General features: G+C 50.4%; 14 protein-coding genes. 1 reads left to right on the top strand and 13 read right to left on the bottom strand.

The window, feature by feature from the left end; all coding sequences use genetic code 11:
• Positions 1-4: 4 nt before the first annotated feature.
• Complete coding sequence (locus LQV63_RS12905; RefSeq protein ID WP_233697019.1) at positions 5-892, bottom strand: RluA family pseudouridine synthase; 888 nt, start codon at positions 890-892, stop codon at positions 5-7.
• A gap of 613 nt (positions 893-1,505) precedes the next feature.
• A complete protein-coding gene (gene hemL / locus LQV63_RS12900; protein WP_233697018.1) occupies positions 1,506-2,807 on the bottom strand; it encodes a glutamate-1-semialdehyde 2,1-aminomutase in 1,302 nt (433 codons plus the stop codon).
• Between the two features lie 82 nt (positions 2,808-2,889).
• On the opposite strand from hemL, the gene LQV63_RS12895 reads away from it, so the two are divergent.
• Complete coding sequence (locus LQV63_RS12895; RefSeq protein ID WP_019422382.1) at positions 2,890-3,570, top strand: Crp/Fnr family transcriptional regulator; 681 nt, start codon at positions 2,890-2,892, stop codon at positions 3,568-3,570.
• A 73-nt stretch (positions 3,571-3,643) separates the two neighbouring features.
• Here the strand turns inward: LQV63_RS12895 and hemB are convergent, their stop codons facing one another.
• The 11 genes from hemB to lon all read right to left on the bottom strand — a co-directional run bounded on the left by hemB (position 3,644) and on the right by lon (position 16,563).
• Positions 3,644-4,648 (bottom strand): porphobilinogen synthase, encoded by a 1,005-nt coding sequence (gene hemB / locus LQV63_RS12890; RefSeq protein WP_019422383.1) that lies wholly within the window; start codon positions 4,646-4,648, stop codon positions 3,644-3,646.
• Between the two features lies 1 nt (position 4,649).
• Positions 4,650-6,227 (bottom strand): uroporphyrinogen-III C-methyltransferase, encoded by a 1,578-nt coding sequence (cobA, locus tag LQV63_RS12885; protein ID WP_233697017.1) that lies wholly within the window; start codon positions 6,225-6,227, stop codon positions 4,650-4,652.
• 204 nt (positions 6,228-6,431) lie between these two features.
• Positions 6,432-7,355: a hydroxymethylbilane synthase gene (gene hemC, locus LQV63_RS12880; RefSeq protein WP_233697016.1), complete on the bottom strand. Its 924-nt coding sequence runs from the start codon at positions 7,353-7,355 to the stop codon at positions 6,432-6,434.
• 17 nt (positions 7,356-7,372) lie between these two features.
• Positions 7,373-8,017, bottom strand: a complete 645-nt coding sequence (locus LQV63_RS12875) for a precorrin-2 dehydrogenase/sirohydrochlorin ferrochelatase family protein (protein ID WP_233697015.1) — start codon at positions 8,015-8,017, stop codon at positions 7,373-7,375.
• A gap of 3 nt (positions 8,018-8,020) precedes the next feature.
• A complete protein-coding gene (gene ccsA, locus LQV63_RS12870; RefSeq protein WP_233697014.1) occupies positions 8,021-8,848 on the bottom strand; it encodes a cytochrome c biogenesis protein CcsA in 828 nt (275 codons plus the stop codon).
• A gap of 30 nt (positions 8,849-8,878) precedes the next feature.
• The gene (hemA, locus tag LQV63_RS12865) at positions 8,879-10,270 is read right to left on the bottom strand and encodes a glutamyl-tRNA reductase (protein WP_233697013.1); all 1,392 of its coding nucleotides are present in this window, start codon (positions 10,268-10,270) and stop codon (positions 8,879-8,881) included.
• A 200-nt stretch (positions 10,271-10,470) separates the two neighbouring features.
• Positions 10,471-11,010 (bottom strand): S-adenosylmethionine decarboxylase, encoded by a 540-nt coding sequence (locus LQV63_RS12860; protein ID WP_233697012.1) that lies wholly within the window; start codon positions 11,008-11,010, stop codon positions 10,471-10,473.
• 227 nt (positions 11,011-11,237) lie between these two features.
• Positions 11,238-11,636, bottom strand: a complete 399-nt coding sequence (gene speD, locus LQV63_RS12855) for an adenosylmethionine decarboxylase (RefSeq protein WP_019422390.1) — start codon at positions 11,634-11,636, stop codon at positions 11,238-11,240.
• Positions 11,637-12,154: 518 nt separating this feature from the next.
• The gene (locus tag LQV63_RS12850; protein WP_233697011.1) at positions 12,155-12,742 is read right to left on the bottom strand and encodes a non-ribosomal peptide synthetase module; all 588 of its coding nucleotides are present in this window, start codon (positions 12,740-12,742) and stop codon (positions 12,155-12,157) included.
• Positions 12,743-12,978: 236 nt separating this feature from the next.
• Positions 12,979-13,608 carry a ribosome biogenesis GTP-binding protein YihA/YsxC gene (gene yihA, locus LQV63_RS12845; RefSeq protein WP_233697010.1) on the bottom strand — a complete coding sequence of 210 codons (630 nt, stop codon included), beginning with the start codon at positions 13,606-13,608 and terminating at the stop codon, positions 12,979-12,981.
• A 615-nt stretch (positions 13,609-14,223) separates the two neighbouring features.
• Positions 14,224-16,563: an endopeptidase La gene (gene lon / locus LQV63_RS12840; protein ID WP_233697009.1), complete on the bottom strand. Its 2,340-nt coding sequence runs from the start codon at positions 16,561-16,563 to the stop codon at positions 14,224-14,226.
• Positions 16,564-16,630: the final 67 nt, after the last annotated feature.

The following is a 16,630-nucleotide window of genomic DNA, read 5'->3' as shown; positions in this document are numbered from 1 at the left end:
ATGACTATATTTTTTGCCGCAAGCGACTCATATCTTCGGGCCAAGGCGCATCCACTTGCACCCATTCTCCCGAGAGCGGGTGCAAGAATCGGAGACTTTCTCCGTGTAGGGCTTGTCGCGGGAATCCGCTGTCATCTCCGCCATATAACGTGTCTCCTAACAGCGGATGCCCTTTATAGCTCATATGAACACGAATTTGATGCGTTCTCCCTGTTTCTAGGGAAAGACGTACCAGCGACAGCTGCGGACCTGATTCCACAACCTCATAATGAGTGATGGCATGATCTCCGCTCGGGCTTACCCGCCTTCTTGACGGGTGGTGTCGATCCTTGCCGATAGGCGCATCAATCACACCACGCTTGGGATTGGGCTGTCCTTGGACAATTGCAGCATAATGGCGCTGAATTTCTTTTCTGCGCATCGCTTCATCCAGCACGGCGTGCGTAAAGGCTTGCTTCGCATACAACACCGGTCCTGACGTATCGACATCCAAACGGTGAATATGCCGAACCCGCACCTCTTGGCCTGTCCAAGCATAATGGCAAGCGACAGCATGAGCCAAGCTGTTCTTCTGTCTGTCCTGCTCGGGAGTCGTTGCATGTACGGGCATTCCGGCCGGTTTGAACGCGACCAGACACGCATCGTCCTCATACAATACGTCTGCCGGCGCATCGGCTGCTTCTAACGAATCGGTATCCGGTGTTAATATTTTAAGCCGAAGACGATCGCCCGCCGCACGTATTTCCTCCCGATGCAGCATCAATCTTAACATCTTCTGAGGCATGCGGAGTGTGTCTGTAAGCCACGCGCTCATAGCTTGCTCCGATTCAATCACACTGCGCCCCGGCGTAAACTCCACCCACTCGCCCTGCCGTCTCCAATGTCGGTGCACGCTTCATTCCTCCTTATCACCATATCGGCACAAATCCTGCTTCTTTCCTCTTAAGTCACTATGTCGGCATAGGTACACTGCTTCTTCCTCTTCAAGTAACTATATCAGCATAGGTACACTGCTTCTTCCTCTTCAAGTAACTATGTCAGCACAAGGCCTGCATACTCGATAAGAGCCCCTTGTAGGTTCGCGTTGCATTGGAAACGATCCAGCGGAATTGCTGGTTTCAGCAAAAATTCGACGTTCTATTGGAAATTGTCCAATCAAATCCAGCACATTTCTGGTCCACAGCCGTTAAAGGGTCGAATCCATTGGACGTTTTCCAACCTAACATCTCGCATCGCCCTAACCTCCCCAAACCATTGTATAGAATCCAATGGAATGAACAGGTACATTGGCTTGAATTCTTCTGCATAGATCCTTATGTATGGATTCCTACATGAGGCTTCTCTTGTATGGATTCTTCACGCAGCTTCATCATTCCCGTTGCCTGCAATGGAAAGCCCGGCCGCCGCATATCATCCTATGCAGCCCGCCGGGCCAGTCGCCGCATCACAAACAGATGCGCGTAATTTCCGTTGCTTCTTACCAGTTTCTTTTTAGTAATTGCTTGTTACAGCTTTTTCAACGCTTCATAGTGTGCCTGAATCGTAAATTCCAAATCCTCATCTGTATGTACGGCCGATACGAACATGCCCTCGAATTGAGAAGGTGCAACGCTTACGCCTTCATCAAGCAGATGCTTGAAATAGCTGCGGAAGTGTTCCAAATCCGACGTGCGTGCCGAATCGAAATCGGTAACCTTCTGCTCCGTAAAGAATGGGCAGACCATCGAACCGACACGGTTGATCGTACATGGCACTCCAAGCTCGCGCGCATTGCGTGTAAAGCCTTCTTCAAGCTTCGCTCCCTTGCGTTCAAGCTCCTCATATACATCAGGCGTAAGGAGAGACAAGGTCGTATAGCCTGCTGCCATCGCAAGCGGATTGCCGCTTAGCGTACCCGCTTGGTAGATTGGGCCGCTTGGAGCAATTTGCTCCATGTATTCGCGTTTCCCGCCGTATGCACCGACTGGCAGACCGCCGCCGATCACTTTGCCGAAGCATGTAATATCCGGCGTCACGCCGAACCTGCCCTGCGCACTATTGTAATGCACACGGAACCCTGTCATCACTTCGTCAAAAATAAGCAAGCTGCCGTACTGCTCCGTAACCTCGCGCAGCCCTTCCAGAAATCCTGGCAGTGGAGGCACCACGCCCATGTTGCCTGCAATCGGTTCAACGATGACACAGGCCAGTTCCTCGCCATATCGTTCAAACGCGATTTTAACAGATTCCAAATCATTATAAGGGACCGTAATCGTGTTGCTTGCAACGCCTTCCGGAACCCCTGGGCTGTCCGGAAGACCAAGCGTGGCAACACCGGAACCCGCTTTAATGAGCAAGCTGTCAGCATGCCCGTGATAAGAGCCTTCGAACTTCAAAATTTTGCTGCGTTTCGTAATGCCTCGGGCGAGCCGCAAGGCGCTCATCGTCGCTTCCGTCCCGGAGTTGACCATCCGGACGATATCTACCGATGGCACTCGTTCGCACACCGTCTTCGCCATCAGCGTTTCGATTTCTGTCGGAGCGCCGAAGCTGGTTCCCTTGGCAGCCGTTTCTTGCACGGCCTGAATGACCGCGGGATGCGCATGCCCGAGAATAAGCGGGCCCCATGACCCCACATAATCAATGAACACATTGCCATCGATGTCATAAATACGCGAGCCTTCGCCTCGTTCGACATAGACCGGTGTAAGACCAACAGACTTAAATGCCCGCACCGGGCTATTTACTCCACCAGGTATGTATTTTTTCGCTTCTGCAAACGCTGCTTGGGAACGGCTGTCGCGGCGGATTGATTTTTTTTCCGTCATGTTTAATCGCTCCTTCTATGTTTAATCATCATATCTATGATAAACTATTAAAAAATTGGAATGGACAAAAGAGGGAAAAGTCATGATTAATTTACTTAAACGTGTACCTTTGTTCGCTGATTTGACCGACGCGCAGCTTGAGATCGTATCTTCCATTACGTCCCGCCGCGAATATGATCCTCATACCATTTTGTTTCAACAAGGAGATCCGGGTCAAACCTTTTGCATCGTCGTTCGCGGCGCAGTGAAAGTGTATACTTCCAATAAGCAGGGCCAGCAGAAAATATTAGCGGTCTTCCAGGCTGGCGACAGCTTCGGCGAACTGGCGCTTATCGACGGCAAGCCGCGGTCCGCAACAGCAGAGACGTTGGAAGAGGATACGGTGCTGCTGACCGTTACATCGGAAAGCTTTCACCTATTGCTCCGCGCGCATTACGATATTGCGAAGCAAGTCATGGTTCAGCTGTGCAGCCGCCTTCGTGCAACGAACGGCCACGTGTACGACTTGACGTTTCTTGACGCGCCTAGCCGAGTCGTGAAATATATTGTTCGCATCGCTCAACAGCAGGGCGAACGGCGCGGTGACAGAATAATTATCCGCTCTGCCTTCGATCCGGACGCCATGTCCGGCCTGGCGGGTGTTCACCGCAACGTGCTCGAGCATGTCATACGTGATTTGGAACATCAACGCATCTTATTCTTGGGAGCGTCCGAATACTCACTCGACATCTCCAAGCTGTTCCAGAGTCCCTACATCAGTTAAAGGCAATCCGCTAAACGCAATTAGACAGCCTTCCTTCCCCAAAGCATCGTTATCGGGACAGGAAGGCTGTTATTTATTGTGTATCTGACAACCAGCGTGCGGCGTCCTTCGCAAAATACGTAATCACGATATCCGCTCCAGCTCGCTTCAATCCGACCAACAGTTCCATCGTTACAGCCTTCTCATCTATCCATCCGAGCTTGCTGGCTGCCTTGACCATGGAGTATTCACCGCTAACGTTGTACGCAACGATAGGAAGATCGAACTGATCCTTCAATACGCGGATGATGTCCATGTACGCCATCGCCGGCTTCACCATCAGCATATCCGCGCCCTCGATTACATCCTCCTCCGCTTCGCGCAGCGCTTCTCTTGCGTTGGCCGGATCCATTTGATATGTCTTGCGATCACCGAATTGCGGCGTCGAGTTCGCCGCGTCCCGGAACGGGCCATAAAATGCGGATGCGTATTTGACCGAATAAGACATAATCGGAATATCCGTGAAGCCCGCCTCGTCAAGCCCTGCACGAATGGCCTGCACAAAGCCGTCCATCATGTTCGAAGGCGCGATGATATCTGCTCCTGCTTGAGCTTGGGATACAGCGGTTTGAACCAAATATTGCAGCGACGCATCGTTATCCACAACGCCCACCTGCTGACCGTTTACTTCGTGGACGTGAACCATGCCGCAATGGCCGTGATCTGTATACTGGCATAAGCATGTGTCTGCGATGACTAACAAATTAGGGTATTTCGCTTTAATTTGACGGGTCGCCTGCTGCACGATGCCATTCTCATCGAATGCAGAGCTCCCTACAGCGTCTTTCGTTGCCGGCACGCCGAACAGAACGACCGCAGGAATGCCTAGCGCAACGATCTCATCCACTTCGGCATCCAGATGATCGAGCGAGAAGTGGTATACCCCAGGCATCGAAGCGATCTCTTCCTTAATGTCAGTTCCAGTTGTTACGAATATTGGCATAATCAAATCGTGGACGGTTAAAATCGTCTCCCGCACCATATTGCGCATTCCCGTCGAATTGCGCAAACGGCGCAAGCGTGTTGTTGGAAATTCCATGTTAGCACCCTCCCTGAACAGCTGTTGGCTCAAGCGCACAAATCGCTTCAACCAAGCCGTCTATCGTAGAATATTCCGCTACCGTATCCACTCGCAAGCCCGCTTCTCGAGCCGTACGCGCGGTCATCTCGCCAATGCAGGCCACTAGGGCATGATTCAGTCGTGCGACCGGATCCTGGACCCCCATATACCGCAGCGCAGCAAGCAGATTGGTTACGGTAGAGGAACTTGTAAACGTAATAATATGAATAGACTTCTCCTCGAGCATTTCCAGCAAATCAGGATCGTCCTGCTCGGGCAGCACCGTGACATACAGGTCGACCTCATCCACATGAAGCCCTTCCTCCTGCAGCGTTTCCTTCAACCAAGAACGTGACAGATCTCCCCGGGCAAGCAGCACGCGCTGTCCTGGATGTACAAGCGGCTTCAGCGCTTCCCATATACCTTCCTGGCTATACTGAGCGGCTGCAACATCCGGTTGAATGCCATATCCCTGCAGCGCCTCGGTCGTCTTCGGACCGACGGACACGATTCGTGTGCGGGCCCATTGCCGGATATCAGCCTGCTGCTCCTGCAAATGCTTGAACCAGTAATGTACGCCGTTCACACTCGTCAACACGAGCCAGTCGTACGAATCCGCCTCCGCCATCGCACGGCGCAATGCTTGTCGCTGCGCCTCTGTCTCAGGCAGGCGCGTCTCGATGACGGGGAACTCGTATGGCTCACCGCCCAAATCTTCGATGCGCCGCACGAGCTCGCTGGCTTGCGAACGGGCGCGTGTCACAAGAATACGGCGGCCGAACAGCGGACGTACTTCCGCCCATTGCAGTTGCTCACGTTCCCGTACAACGTCGCCGACGATGATGACCGCAGGAGCCTTGAAGCCCGCCCGCTCCACCTCATCGGCAATTGTGGCCAGCGTCCCTACTATCGTTGCTTGTTCCGCTCTTGTTCCCCAGCGGACAAGAGCTACCGGCGTATCCGGAGAGCGCCCATAGCGCAACAGTTGATCCGTAATATAGCGCAGCTTCGCAACCCCCATCAAAAAGAGAAGCGTTCCTGCCGCCAGTGTAAGTTTATCCCATTCGATGAGTTCGTCCAGCTTATTCGGATTTTCATGTCCCGTTACGACGCAGAACGACGAAGCCCAATCCCGATGGGTAACGGGAATACCCGCATAAGCCGGAACAGCGACAGCTGAAGTGACTCCCGGAACAATCTCGAACGATATGCCATGCGATCGAAGCAGTGCCGCTTCTTCGCCAACCCGCCCGAACACGCACGGGTCCCCGCCTTTCAACCGCGTGACAGTATACCCTTCCAATGCCAAGTCAACGAGCAGTTGATTGATGTCTTCCTGCTTCATCGCATGGCGATCCGGCAGCTTGCCGACGTATATCTTGCGTGCGCCTGCCTTTTTAAATTGCAGCAGGCGCGGTCCTGCGAGGCGATCATACACGATGACATCCGCCTCTTGTAAGCAGCGCATGCCCTTTACGGTAATGAGGCCTGCATCGCCTGGACCTGCGCCTACCAAGTATACTTTGCCCGTCTGACGAGGATGCTGCTCCACGGTCATCAACCTCTCTATAAGTGTGTGTTCAAAAAGTCACTTTTCAGCACCAAGATGTACAAGTTTTCGCAAGAAAACTACATTGGAAGCATCCTCGAAGGAGGAGTGGAGTTAAAAAGTTCGCGAAGCTCTTCGAGAATGAATACATGATTCGTTGCCGAATCACATCTTGAGACGCTCAGAATCAAAAGGGTCCTTTTTGAACTTCCTCTATAAGGATAACATCCGGTCTGCGCCCCGAGCGAGCAGCCGTTCCGCAACGGCTGTTCCGATTGCTTCGGGATGGTCGCCTTCCATCGTTTCTTTTATAATCTCGCCATCCTCTGCGGAACCGACCAGCCCTGTCAGCTGTATAGCTCCGCACATGCCCACGTTCGTCGCATAAGCGCCGATCGGCACTTGGCAGCCGCCGTTCAACCGGCCGAGAAATGCCCTTTCCGCACGCACGGTACGGGCAGTGTCCGCATCATGATATCGCTCAAGCAGTGAGCACACCTCTTCGTCGTCTTTGCGGCATTCAATGCCGAGAGCGCCCTGTCCAACCGCCGGGACACTTACTTCCTCGGGCAAATAAGAGCTAATGCGCTCCTGCCACCCCATGCGGTGAAGACCTGCTGCAGCTAGAACAATCGCATCGAATCCTTCCGTCTCCAGCTTCTTCAGTCGTGTATCGATGTTGCCGCGCAGCGGTTCAATCTGCAGATCGGGACGATACGCTTGAAGTTGGCAAGAACGCCGCAAGCTGCTCGTTCCCACCTTTGCTCCCAACGGCAAATCATCCAGCGTCTGGCCAGATTTCATAATTAAGCAATCCCGCGGATCTTCCCGTTTCGGAATCGCTCCTACCATCAAACCTTCCGGCTGTTCCCACGGCATGTCTTTCATGCTATGTACGGCCATATCAATTTCTTTATCTAATAAAGCCTGCTCGATTTCCTTGACGAACAAGCCCTTGCCTCCAACTTTGGACAGGGTAACATCCAGAATCCGGTCACCTTTTGTCACAATTTTGCGTATTTCAAATTGGAACGGCAAGTTCGCCTTCTCGCATATGTCTTCCAAAGCGGCTATGACGTGTCCCGTCTGTGTCAATGCAAGCGCGCTTTGCCTCGTTCCTACGATAATCGTGCGCATCTCCACTTCCTCCTCGCTTACCTATGTGAACTATTGAAATCTTGTATCCAAGTGCTCCACACTGGCAAAGGCTCCCCTAGTTCATGAGCATGCCAGCATTGATCCGCATACTGCCGCAGCACTTGATGGCGGGCTTTGGCATCGATGAAAGACGACTGTGCTTCGTGCCTTGCTTGCAGCAAATGTTCAGCAAGCTCTGCAAGGCCTTCGTCCATCAGAATGGACAGCTTGTGCATCAAAAGTCGGGTTAGCGTAGGACTGGCGCCGCCAGTCGAAACAGCAACCTGCACCGCTCCCTGTTGCAGAACGCCGGGATTGGCAAAATCGCTTAGTTCTGGCGCGTGCGTCAAGTTCACAAGCGCGCCATCGCGTCGCGCGTCTGCAGCCACCCGCTCATTCACACCAGCGCAATCGGTAAGCGCAAAGACGAGCAATGCGCCTTCCGTATCCCCGCATGCATACTCCCGCTCCAGATGAACAACATTCCCTTCCTGCACCAAACGCCGAAGCTCGGGAGTCAACGTCGGACTGACTACCGTCACTTCGGCGCCGCTTGCAATCAAATAACGTATTTTCCGTGCTGCCACATTGCCTCCGCCGACGATTACACACCGCCGTCCTGCTAACGTGAGCATCATCGGGTAATAAGGCATACGTGTCATGGCTTACACTCCCATCCAACGGTGAAACGTCGATAAGGAATTTAAGCTGAAGTTCAGCACCATTGCGGCATAACATCCTAAATTCCACAACGCAAGCCTAAATCCTGTCGACAATTCGCGCGAACGCGTCACAAAATAAAAACTGTATAATATTAGTGCAAACAGTGTCAGCCATATTTTCAAATCGAAGAGCAGCTCGGTCCGGTTGCCGAGCAGCACAGCGCCTATTGCCACGGACAAAGACATCAGAAACAGCGGAATGCCAATGACAGCTGCGCCGTACGATAACCGCTCCATTTTCTCGAGACTTGGCAGCCGACGGACCGCGTCAGACCATTGCTTCGCCTTCAACTTATGATGCAAAAATAAGTACATGCCCGCAAATACCGCTCCGACCGTCAGCGCGGCGAAGCCGCATGCCGCAAGCGCAATGTGGAACGAGAGCAGATTACGCATCATTTCCCATTCCTTCATGGCCGTCGGCGTTGTCGGATCATTCAGCATATTGACGAGAAGCAAAGCGAACCCGATTAAGTTTACGAAAAATACTATGAATTCAATATGAAAAAAACGACTTATAATCAATGAGACCGTTACAAGCAGCCATGAAAACAAGAGCATGAATTCAAAGCTGCTGAATACAGGCACATCCTGATGCCGTACCATGCGCACGGCCATAAAAACCGTTTGCAACACCCAAACAAAAATAAGAAACCCTGTGCCCATCCGCTTCGCTTTCCGATTCATGCCTACGACATCGGAAAAATAAAACAGAAGGCTCAGGGCATATGTGTAAATAATCGCATCGTAAATCCAACTATTCGTCACCATGTGAGCCTGCCGCCTCCCGTCGTCCTCCGCTTACCATGTGACGGCTGCCCAAGATAACGCAGGCTTGGCCCGCTCCGGGTCAGATTCCGTCTCGCGCGATGCTTTGCCGGTAGTATGCTGCACTTTACATTCCTCTGCGCTGGAAGGAGTACCTTCCGGCTCTTCCAATGCGAATATTTGCGAGAAGAAACGCAGCGCATCTTCCCCGTCCTTCTCTGCGGCCAGCTCTTTAATTTGTAATATCGGATCATGCATCATCTGATTCAGCATGCTCTTGGTCAAGCGGCGTATAAGCTTCTCTTCCCGCTCAGACATATCTGGCAGCTTGTTGAACAAGCTCTCAATCGTTTCTTGATGAATGCGCTCGGCTTTGCTTTGCAGCGCGCGAATGACCGGGGTGATACCTAGCATTTTGAGCCATTGATGGAAAGCTTCCAGTTCATCCGCAATAAGCGCCTCAATCTTAGCCGCTTCCTTGCGCCGGATCGCCAGATTGCTTTCGACAATCCCTTCCAAATCGTCGATGTCGTACAGGAAGACATTCGACACTTCCCCTATACTCGGATCCAAGTCGCGTGGCACCGCAATATCGATAAGAAAGAGCGGGCGTGATTTGCGATTCTTCATGACGTGCTCCACCTCGGCGGCAGATAAAATATATTCCTTGGCCCCGGTAGAACTAATGACGATATCCGCATCACGCAGGAGATGGCCCACGTTGTCGAGCGTTCCGGCTCGTCCGTTGAATTGCTTGGCCAACTGTTCTGCGCGCTCAAGCGTACGATTCGCAACCATAACTTCAGCCGCTCCGTTGGCGTACAGATGCTTAACCGTCAATTCGCTCATTTTCCCGGCGCCCAAAATGAGCACCTTCTTCCCATGAAATGATCCGAAGATGCGCTTGCCGAGCTCTACGGCAGCATAGCTTACCGACACGGCATTGTCGTTAATGTTCGTCTCCGCATGGGCACGCTTCGCAAGCGTAATCGCTTGCTTGAACAAGGTATTGAACCATGTTCCTGTAGTCCCTTGCTTCTGTGCGAACAGAAAAGCGCTCCTGATCTGGCCAAGAATTTGCGTTTCTCCAATTACCATGGAATCCAAGCCAGACGTGACTCGGAACAAATGCTCAACGGCCTGATCATTTTCAAATATATAAAGGTAAGGCGTAAATTGCTGTCTAGGAATGTCAAACCATTGTTCCATAAAGCTGCGGATGAAGTAACCGCACATATGCAGCCGATCCACTACGACATAGAGCTCCGTTCGGTTGCATGTAGACACCATGACGCACTCAAGCACGCTCTTCGTCTGTCTCAGTTGTAAAAGCGCCTCTTGCCAATCGCTTTCGGGAAGAGCGAACTTCTCCCGAATCTCCACAGGCGCCGTACGATAGTTCATGCCGACGACGACGATGTGCATTCGTTTCACCTGCTTTATCGAAATTTAGTACATTATCAGTTGATAATCATTATAACATGAATCGACACGATCACACGTTCGTTATTTGAAAATATTATGAAATGCATGTCAAAATTTAGTCTGTGCTTGAACAACGCACCTTATACTACCATTCCTATTCTTTAAAGTCATCTTAATTTTCTAAGATCAACCTATTTGAATTACGGCTTTAAATAACGTTCCAAGGCCGAGATAAGCTGCTGCTCCGCCGACTGCAGCTCGTCATTTTTCGATGAAATAATTTGTCCGCTTGCATTGAACAGATGGGCATAGCTCTCATACATCGTTGCAATGTGGTCCGCGGCGTTCCCCAATATTTCTTTCTCGGTATCCGTTAGCTGCCGTTCTCCGCTCATTTGCAGCACCGTCACGAATTCGACGAACCGACTCAATCCGGCCAATGACGTCAGCTTCTTCGCACCAACCGCTTTCACCAGCCTCTCATGGGTATACACGGTCGAATAGGCAACCAACTTCACTTTATTCAAAGGAGTGGCTGTATCGTAGCGCTTCGCTTCTTGCATCGATCCGTTCAACAGGTTCATTTGAAAATGGGCAACTTCATACAGCATAATCATCGGATTTTCTGTGCTAGAATGCGGCTGCAGCAGACCATACAACTGGTAGGCCGGCCATATTAGCAAAATAAACAGCAGCACCGGCAGGACTGCACCCGCACGAAATCGCTTCGGTCTCATCATATTCTCCTATCTAGAGGTTTTTTAGAGGTAAACTCGCACTTATATATGCTATGGGGGAGCAGATGGACAAATAACCATGGATACGAGTATCCACGGTTATTACACAGTTATTACACAGTTATTGTACGATTTTGTGTCTACAATACTGGTTGTATTAAGCTGCTGGATAAATAAAAAAAGCCCACTCAACTGCTTCTTACAGCAGGTTGAGCGGGCTTGGCTGCCATTTATACCAACTCGGATACTTTCACATCCGGAGTAACTACTTGCAATTCACCTAATCCGCGCACTAATTTCTTAGCGAACGTTCTCTCCGGTTTCAATACAGAGACCAGGTAATCAATGGCCAGTTGCGGGTCTACCGTTTCTCCGCAAGTATAACAATCGATTGCTGCAAATCCACGTTCAGGATATGTGTGGATTGAAAGATGACTTTCAGACAACATGACAAGAACCGTTGCTCCTTGTGGTTCAAACTGTTTGGATTGAACGGACAAGACGGTTGCGCCACACGCTTCAGCGGCTTCTACTAATTGCGTTTGAAGAAATTCAGCATTGTTCAACAAATCGAAGTCGACTCCCCACGTGTCAACAGCAACGTGTCTTCCGAAAGTTGAGTATTCCATCTTTCGGTTCCCCCTTCCTAGGAATAAAATGTTGGAAAAAAAATTTCATCCGCTAGGACCTACGTCATTCACTTCTCGAGGGAATAATCTCTCGCAACAGGCTATGTCCTGAGTGAATCCTGGTTCCTATATTGTTTTCAACGAGATTAAAAATAACATCTTATACTCATAAATGCAACCCTTTTTTGAAATTCATTCGTTTAATTAAATGCAGACCGCACTTTTAAACGCACAATACTATATGGCCTATAAGCTTGTTAGGTTCACCATATACAGAAGCCTCTTTGTAACCGATGCTTGCCGCGTCTTTGCCAGCTTAGGATCTCGTCTTGTTTCAGAGACTCATCCGACTGCAACCTCCTCAAATTTGATTCGTGTGCCTCAAGCTGGCTAAGGGCAGGCGCATGGCAGCCCCCATTCCTGACTTTCACCGCAGAGATGACGCCCATGTTGGCGTACGAAAAAAGCACCCAAAGCTTAAGCTTTGGGTGCTTTTATCCACGATTATGAATTAACGTTTAGGCTTCCAGCATAAACAATTGGTGAGCCATGCGGCTAAGTTCTGAATCGATATGATGGAGCGTTTCCGGCTTGCGCGACCGATTCCGTTCATCCAGCAATACGTTGATGTGACTTTGAACGGCAGCAATACGCAGTTCTACGCTATCATTGCTGTACAGCTTCTGCAAGCTGCGAACCGTATCCTTATGTTCAAAAACAACACGAGACTGGCCTTGCTTATGCTCAACAATCTTGCGTACAGCCCCGTCTTCATAATAATAAGTCATCGTAAATCCATAAAAAATCCGATTGACTACCGCTTCGCCACGGAAAGTGGCCACAAGTTTATGCATCACTTGCGTCAATTTCGGATGAACCAAGCGGCAAGACGTTACACAGACATACCGATTGCCTTGTTTCTCGAACAGGAAAGTAATCTCATCACCCTGACCGTCCTCAAGAACCACCTCTTGATTACCGTTTTCCAATACTTTTACTCGCCACACCGTACATTGTAGTGCGAGCGACTGCAAAAATCGGGTCAACTGAGCTTCTGTCAACTGTATACTGGCTTTCACATATTCTGTGGCTAACCGCCGAGCCATAAAAAATCTCCTCAATTCTTTTTTCATACCTGAATTCTTACTCATATTATACTACATGCAAAAAATGAATTCCTGTTCACCAGCCGCCAAATTATTGAGGATTTCTTAAAAAAACGGATTGAGGCCGAAGCAAGCGCATATTTTACAACGGATCCTCACTAAATAACCATTACATCCCCATCTCGCGCTAACATCTAACATTTTCTATAAAATTACAAATCACCCGAAATGCATAATTATGCATTTCCACCCGGTTCTTCGTCGATTTCATTGTTCTCATCGAGACGCGTATGCTTCACGATCATGTCCCACAATTCCTCTCTGCCTTGACCCGTCTCTGCCGAGAACAAGACACACGGAATGTCTGGTCTGAGACCAAGTGTGCTTCTCACTTGCTTGATGTGCTTTTGCCAATGATTTTTCGAAATCTTATCAGCCTTCGTCGCGACAACGCACACCGGCACGCCATAGTGCGTCAGCCAGTCATACATCGTACAATCGTCAGCCGTCGGCGGGTGGCGCAGATCAATGACGAGCAGGACAAGACGGAGCGTATCGCGATCTTGGAAATATGCTTCAATCATGCGTCCCCAAGCTGCGCGCTGCTGCTTCGATACACGGGCATACCCGTAACCCGGTACGTCGACAAAATAAATATCTTCATTAATACGATAATAATTGAGCTGCTGCGTTTTTCCTGGCTGCGAACTGGTGCGCGCCAAATTTTTCCGCATAATCATACGGTTGATTAACGATGATTTCCCTACATTGGACCGTCCGGCAAGACCGATCTCTGGAAGTCCGTCATCCGGATATTGAGCAGGACCAACAGCGCTAATAATAAATTCTGCATTCGTAATTTTCATGTTATTATAACCTCACCTTTACCCTCTTAACATCCATTGTACACGAAAACAGCGCCGAGAAGAAACCGGAATGCCATCGCCGACTGCTATGGATGCACTCATATTGGTTGAGCCTTCTGTCATTTTTGCTGGCTGATATGAATCACTCATCTTGGATGCCTTTGCTCCACTCTCCCCTTGCATCAGAAACACCCTCCATCGTATCCCACTCCAGCACATCCCCATTTGTCCTCAGCATAATAACCTGATCATGCGCTGATCGAAATTGCTACTCGTATCTGCTTTACATAATCGCTTTTACACAAACGGACCGTCTGAGTGGCTGCCATTTGGAAAATGTACAGTCATTTTCTTCATTTTCTATATTTCATACAAAAATCTTTGTTCCATTGGAAATCGTCCATTCAAATCATCGTTTTTCCGGTTCAGCGACCATTTACAACAGATTCTATTGGAGCATTTCCAATGAATCACCATGCTATCAGCTATAACAACGACGGTTCATTGGACAATATCCAATGGGCAGCCCATCCTTAATTTTTTTGCCGTCAAACCACTGCAAAAAAAAGAAGCGGACGCATTGCAACCGCGCCCGCTTCCGTAACAAACATATGCTTATTGCAGCGGCTGCTGCTCCAAAAGAGCATGCTGCAGCACTTCGTCCATATGAGATACCGGTATAAAGCTCAACTCTTCACGAACGCTTTCCGGTATATCATCCAAATCGCGTTCATTGTCTTGAGGAAAAATGACCGTCTTAATGCCTGCGCGCAGCGCAGCCAGCGACTTCTCCTTCAATCCGCCGATCGGCAGCACACGGCCGCGCAGCGTAATCTCTCCGGTCATGGCCACATCCTTCGAGACATAACGGTTCGTCAAAGCAGAGACGAGCGCCGTGGCCATCGTAATGCCCGCGGAAGGACCGTCCTTCGGTATTGCGCCTTCCGGCACGTGTACGTGTATGTCCGACTTCTCATGAAAACCCGGCTCCAACTGCCACTGCTCCGCCTTCGAGCGAATATAGCTGAACGCCGCCTGCGCGGACTCCTTCATGACATCACCAAGCTTGCCGGTCAACAGCAGCTTGCCGGAACCAGGCACGACGGTCACTTCGATATTCAGCGTGTCGCCGCCAACCTCCGTCCAGGCGAGACCGGTAACCGTCCCAACTTGATTATCGGTTTCCGCGAGACCATAGCGGTATCTTGCCACCCCTAAATATTCGGATAACTCGTCTGAATGAATGATGACTTGTTCCAGCTGTTCGGAGACGATACGCTTCGCCGCCTTACGGCACAGCGCAGCCAACTGCTGCTCCAGCTGACGGACGCCGGCTTCACGGGTATATTCGCGAATGACGCGCTCAATGCACGCTTCGTCTACCGACACCTGCTCCTCCGTAAGACCGTGCTCCCGCTTCTGCTTCGGAAGCAAATGACGCTTGGCTATTTCCAGCTTCTCCAGCTCCGTGTACCCTGAAATGGACAACAGCTCCATCCGATCCAGGAGCGGGCGCGGAATGTTGTGCACTGCATTGGCAGTCGTCACAAACATGACGCGAGATAGATCGACCGGCAGCTCAACGAAATGATCGCTGAACGTGTTGTTCTGCTCTGGATCCAGCACCTCCAAGAGAGCGGAGGCCGGATCCCCGCGAAAATCAGCTGCCATCTTATCGATTTCATCTAGCAGCATAACCGGATTCATCGTGCCTGCCGTCTTCAATGCTTGAACGATACGTCCCGGTAGTGCACCGACGTACGTGCGGCGATGACCGCGAATTTCCGCTTCGTCCCGCACACCGCCAAGCGAAATACGAACAAATTGGCGCCCCAATGATTTCGCTATAGAACGGGCGAGCGACGTCTTTCCGACACCCGGCGGTCCGACTAAACATAGAATAGGCCCCTTCATCCGCTTAACTAGCTGCTGAACGGCCAAATATTCAAGTACACGTTCCTTCGGCTTATCCAGTCCATAATGGTCCGCTTCCAATATAGACTCCGCCTTATGCAAGTCCAAGTCATCTTCCGTCAGCTTGGACCATGGAATCATGAATAGCCAATCGATATAGTTGCGGATGACCGCCCCTTCCGCCGATGTAGGCGGCATCTTCTCCAAACGATCGATTTCTTTTTTGATTCTTTCACGTACTTTATCCGAAGCTTCCAGCTCTTTCAGCTGCGCTCGAAGTTCGTCCACTTCACCCGCGCGTCCTTCTTTATCGCCGAGCTCTTTCTGAATTGCCTTCATCTGCTCACGCAAATAGTATTCCTTCTGCGTCTTCTCCATCTGCTTCTTCACACGCTGGTTGATCTGCTTCTCCAGCTCAAGCACTTCGCTCTCATTATTAAGCATTAGAAGAAGCTTATTCAGACGTTCGGCCGTATTGACGGTCTCAAGCAGCTCTTGCTTGTCTTTCATCTTGAGTGGGAGATGGCTTGCAATGACATCTGCAAACCTCCCTGACTCTGTAATATCGGATACGGAAGCGAGCGTTTCGGGTGTTACCTTTTTGGACATATGCACATAACTCTCAAATTGAGATAACACCGTCCGCATCAACGCTTCTGTCTCCGAAGACGTCATTTCGGCTTCTTCCTCCAACAAGCGTACGTTTACCTCATAAAATTCATCATTCGGCACATAATCGATAGCCTCTGCCCGGTCCACACCTTCCACCAGCACGCGAATCGTGCTGTTCGGCAGACGGAGCATCTGACGAACCTTCGCTACTGTCCCGATGCGAAATATATCCTCTTGAGAAGGCTCCTCAATGCTTACCTCCGATTGCGTACACAAGAGCAGCATTTGGTCTCCCATCATCGCATGTTCGAGCGCTTTTATTGATTTGTCGCGCCCTACATCGAGATGAAGCACCATGCTCGGGTACACGAGCAATCCTCTAAGCGGAAGAAGAGGCAGTCGTCGTCCCTTCGTATGTTTAAGCCCCATCGTTCGGCACCCCCATGGTTTACCTTATCTTATACACATGTAAGCAACATTTTATCAAATGTTCACA

The sequence above is a fragment of the Paenibacillus profundus genome (assembly GCF_021369635.1).
GTDB lineage: Bacteria > Bacillota > Bacilli > Paenibacillales > Paenibacillaceae > Paenibacillus_B > Paenibacillus_B profundus.
Note: the sequence above shows the minus strand (reverse complement) of the source record. Positions and strands in the feature narration are given on the sequence as shown.

Coding starts and splice junctions, on each gene's coding strand:
- hemL (WP_233697018.1), bottom strand. CDS start 2,807: ATGACGGAAAAAAAATCAATCCGCCGCGACAGCCGTTCCCAAGCAGCG.
- LQV63_RS12895 (WP_019422382.1), top strand. CDS start 2,890: ATGATTAATTTACTTAAACGTGTACCTTTGTTCGCTGATTTGACCGAC.
- hemB (WP_019422383.1), bottom strand. CDS start 4,648: ATGGAATTTCCAACAACACGCTTGCGCCGTTTGCGCAATTCGACGGGA.
- cobA (WP_233697017.1), bottom strand. CDS start 6,227: ATGACCGTGGAGCAGCATCCTCGTCAGACGGGCAAAGTATACTTGGTA.
- hemC (WP_233697016.1), bottom strand. CDS start 7,355: ATGCGCACGATTATCGTAGGAACGAGGCAAAGCGCGCTTGCATTGACA.
- LQV63_RS12875 (WP_233697015.1), bottom strand. CDS start 8,017: ATGACACGTATGCCTTATTACCCGATGATGCTCACGTTAGCAGGACGG.
- ccsA (WP_233697014.1), bottom strand. CDS start 8,848: ATGGTGACGAATAGTTGGATTTACGATGCGATTATTTACACATATGCC.
- hemA (WP_233697013.1), bottom strand. CDS start 10,270: ATGCACATCGTCGTCGTCGGCATGAACTATCGTACGGCGCCTGTGGAG.
- LQV63_RS12860 (WP_233697012.1), bottom strand. CDS start 11,010: ATGATGAGACCGAAGCGATTTCGTGCGGGTGCAGTCCTGCCGGTGCTG.
- speD (WP_019422390.1), bottom strand. CDS start 11,636: ATGGAATACTCAACTTTCGGAAGACACGTTGCTGTTGACACGTGGGGA.
- LQV63_RS12850 (WP_233697011.1), bottom strand. CDS start 12,742: ATGGCTCGGCGGTTAGCCACAGAATATGTGAAAGCCAGTATACAGTTG.
- yihA (WP_233697010.1), bottom strand. CDS start 13,608: ATGAAAATTACGAATGCAGAATTTATTATTAGCGCTGTTGGTCCTGCT.
- lon (WP_233697009.1), bottom strand. CDS start 16,563: ATGGGGCTTAAACATACGAAGGGACGACGACTGCCTCTTCTTCCGCTT.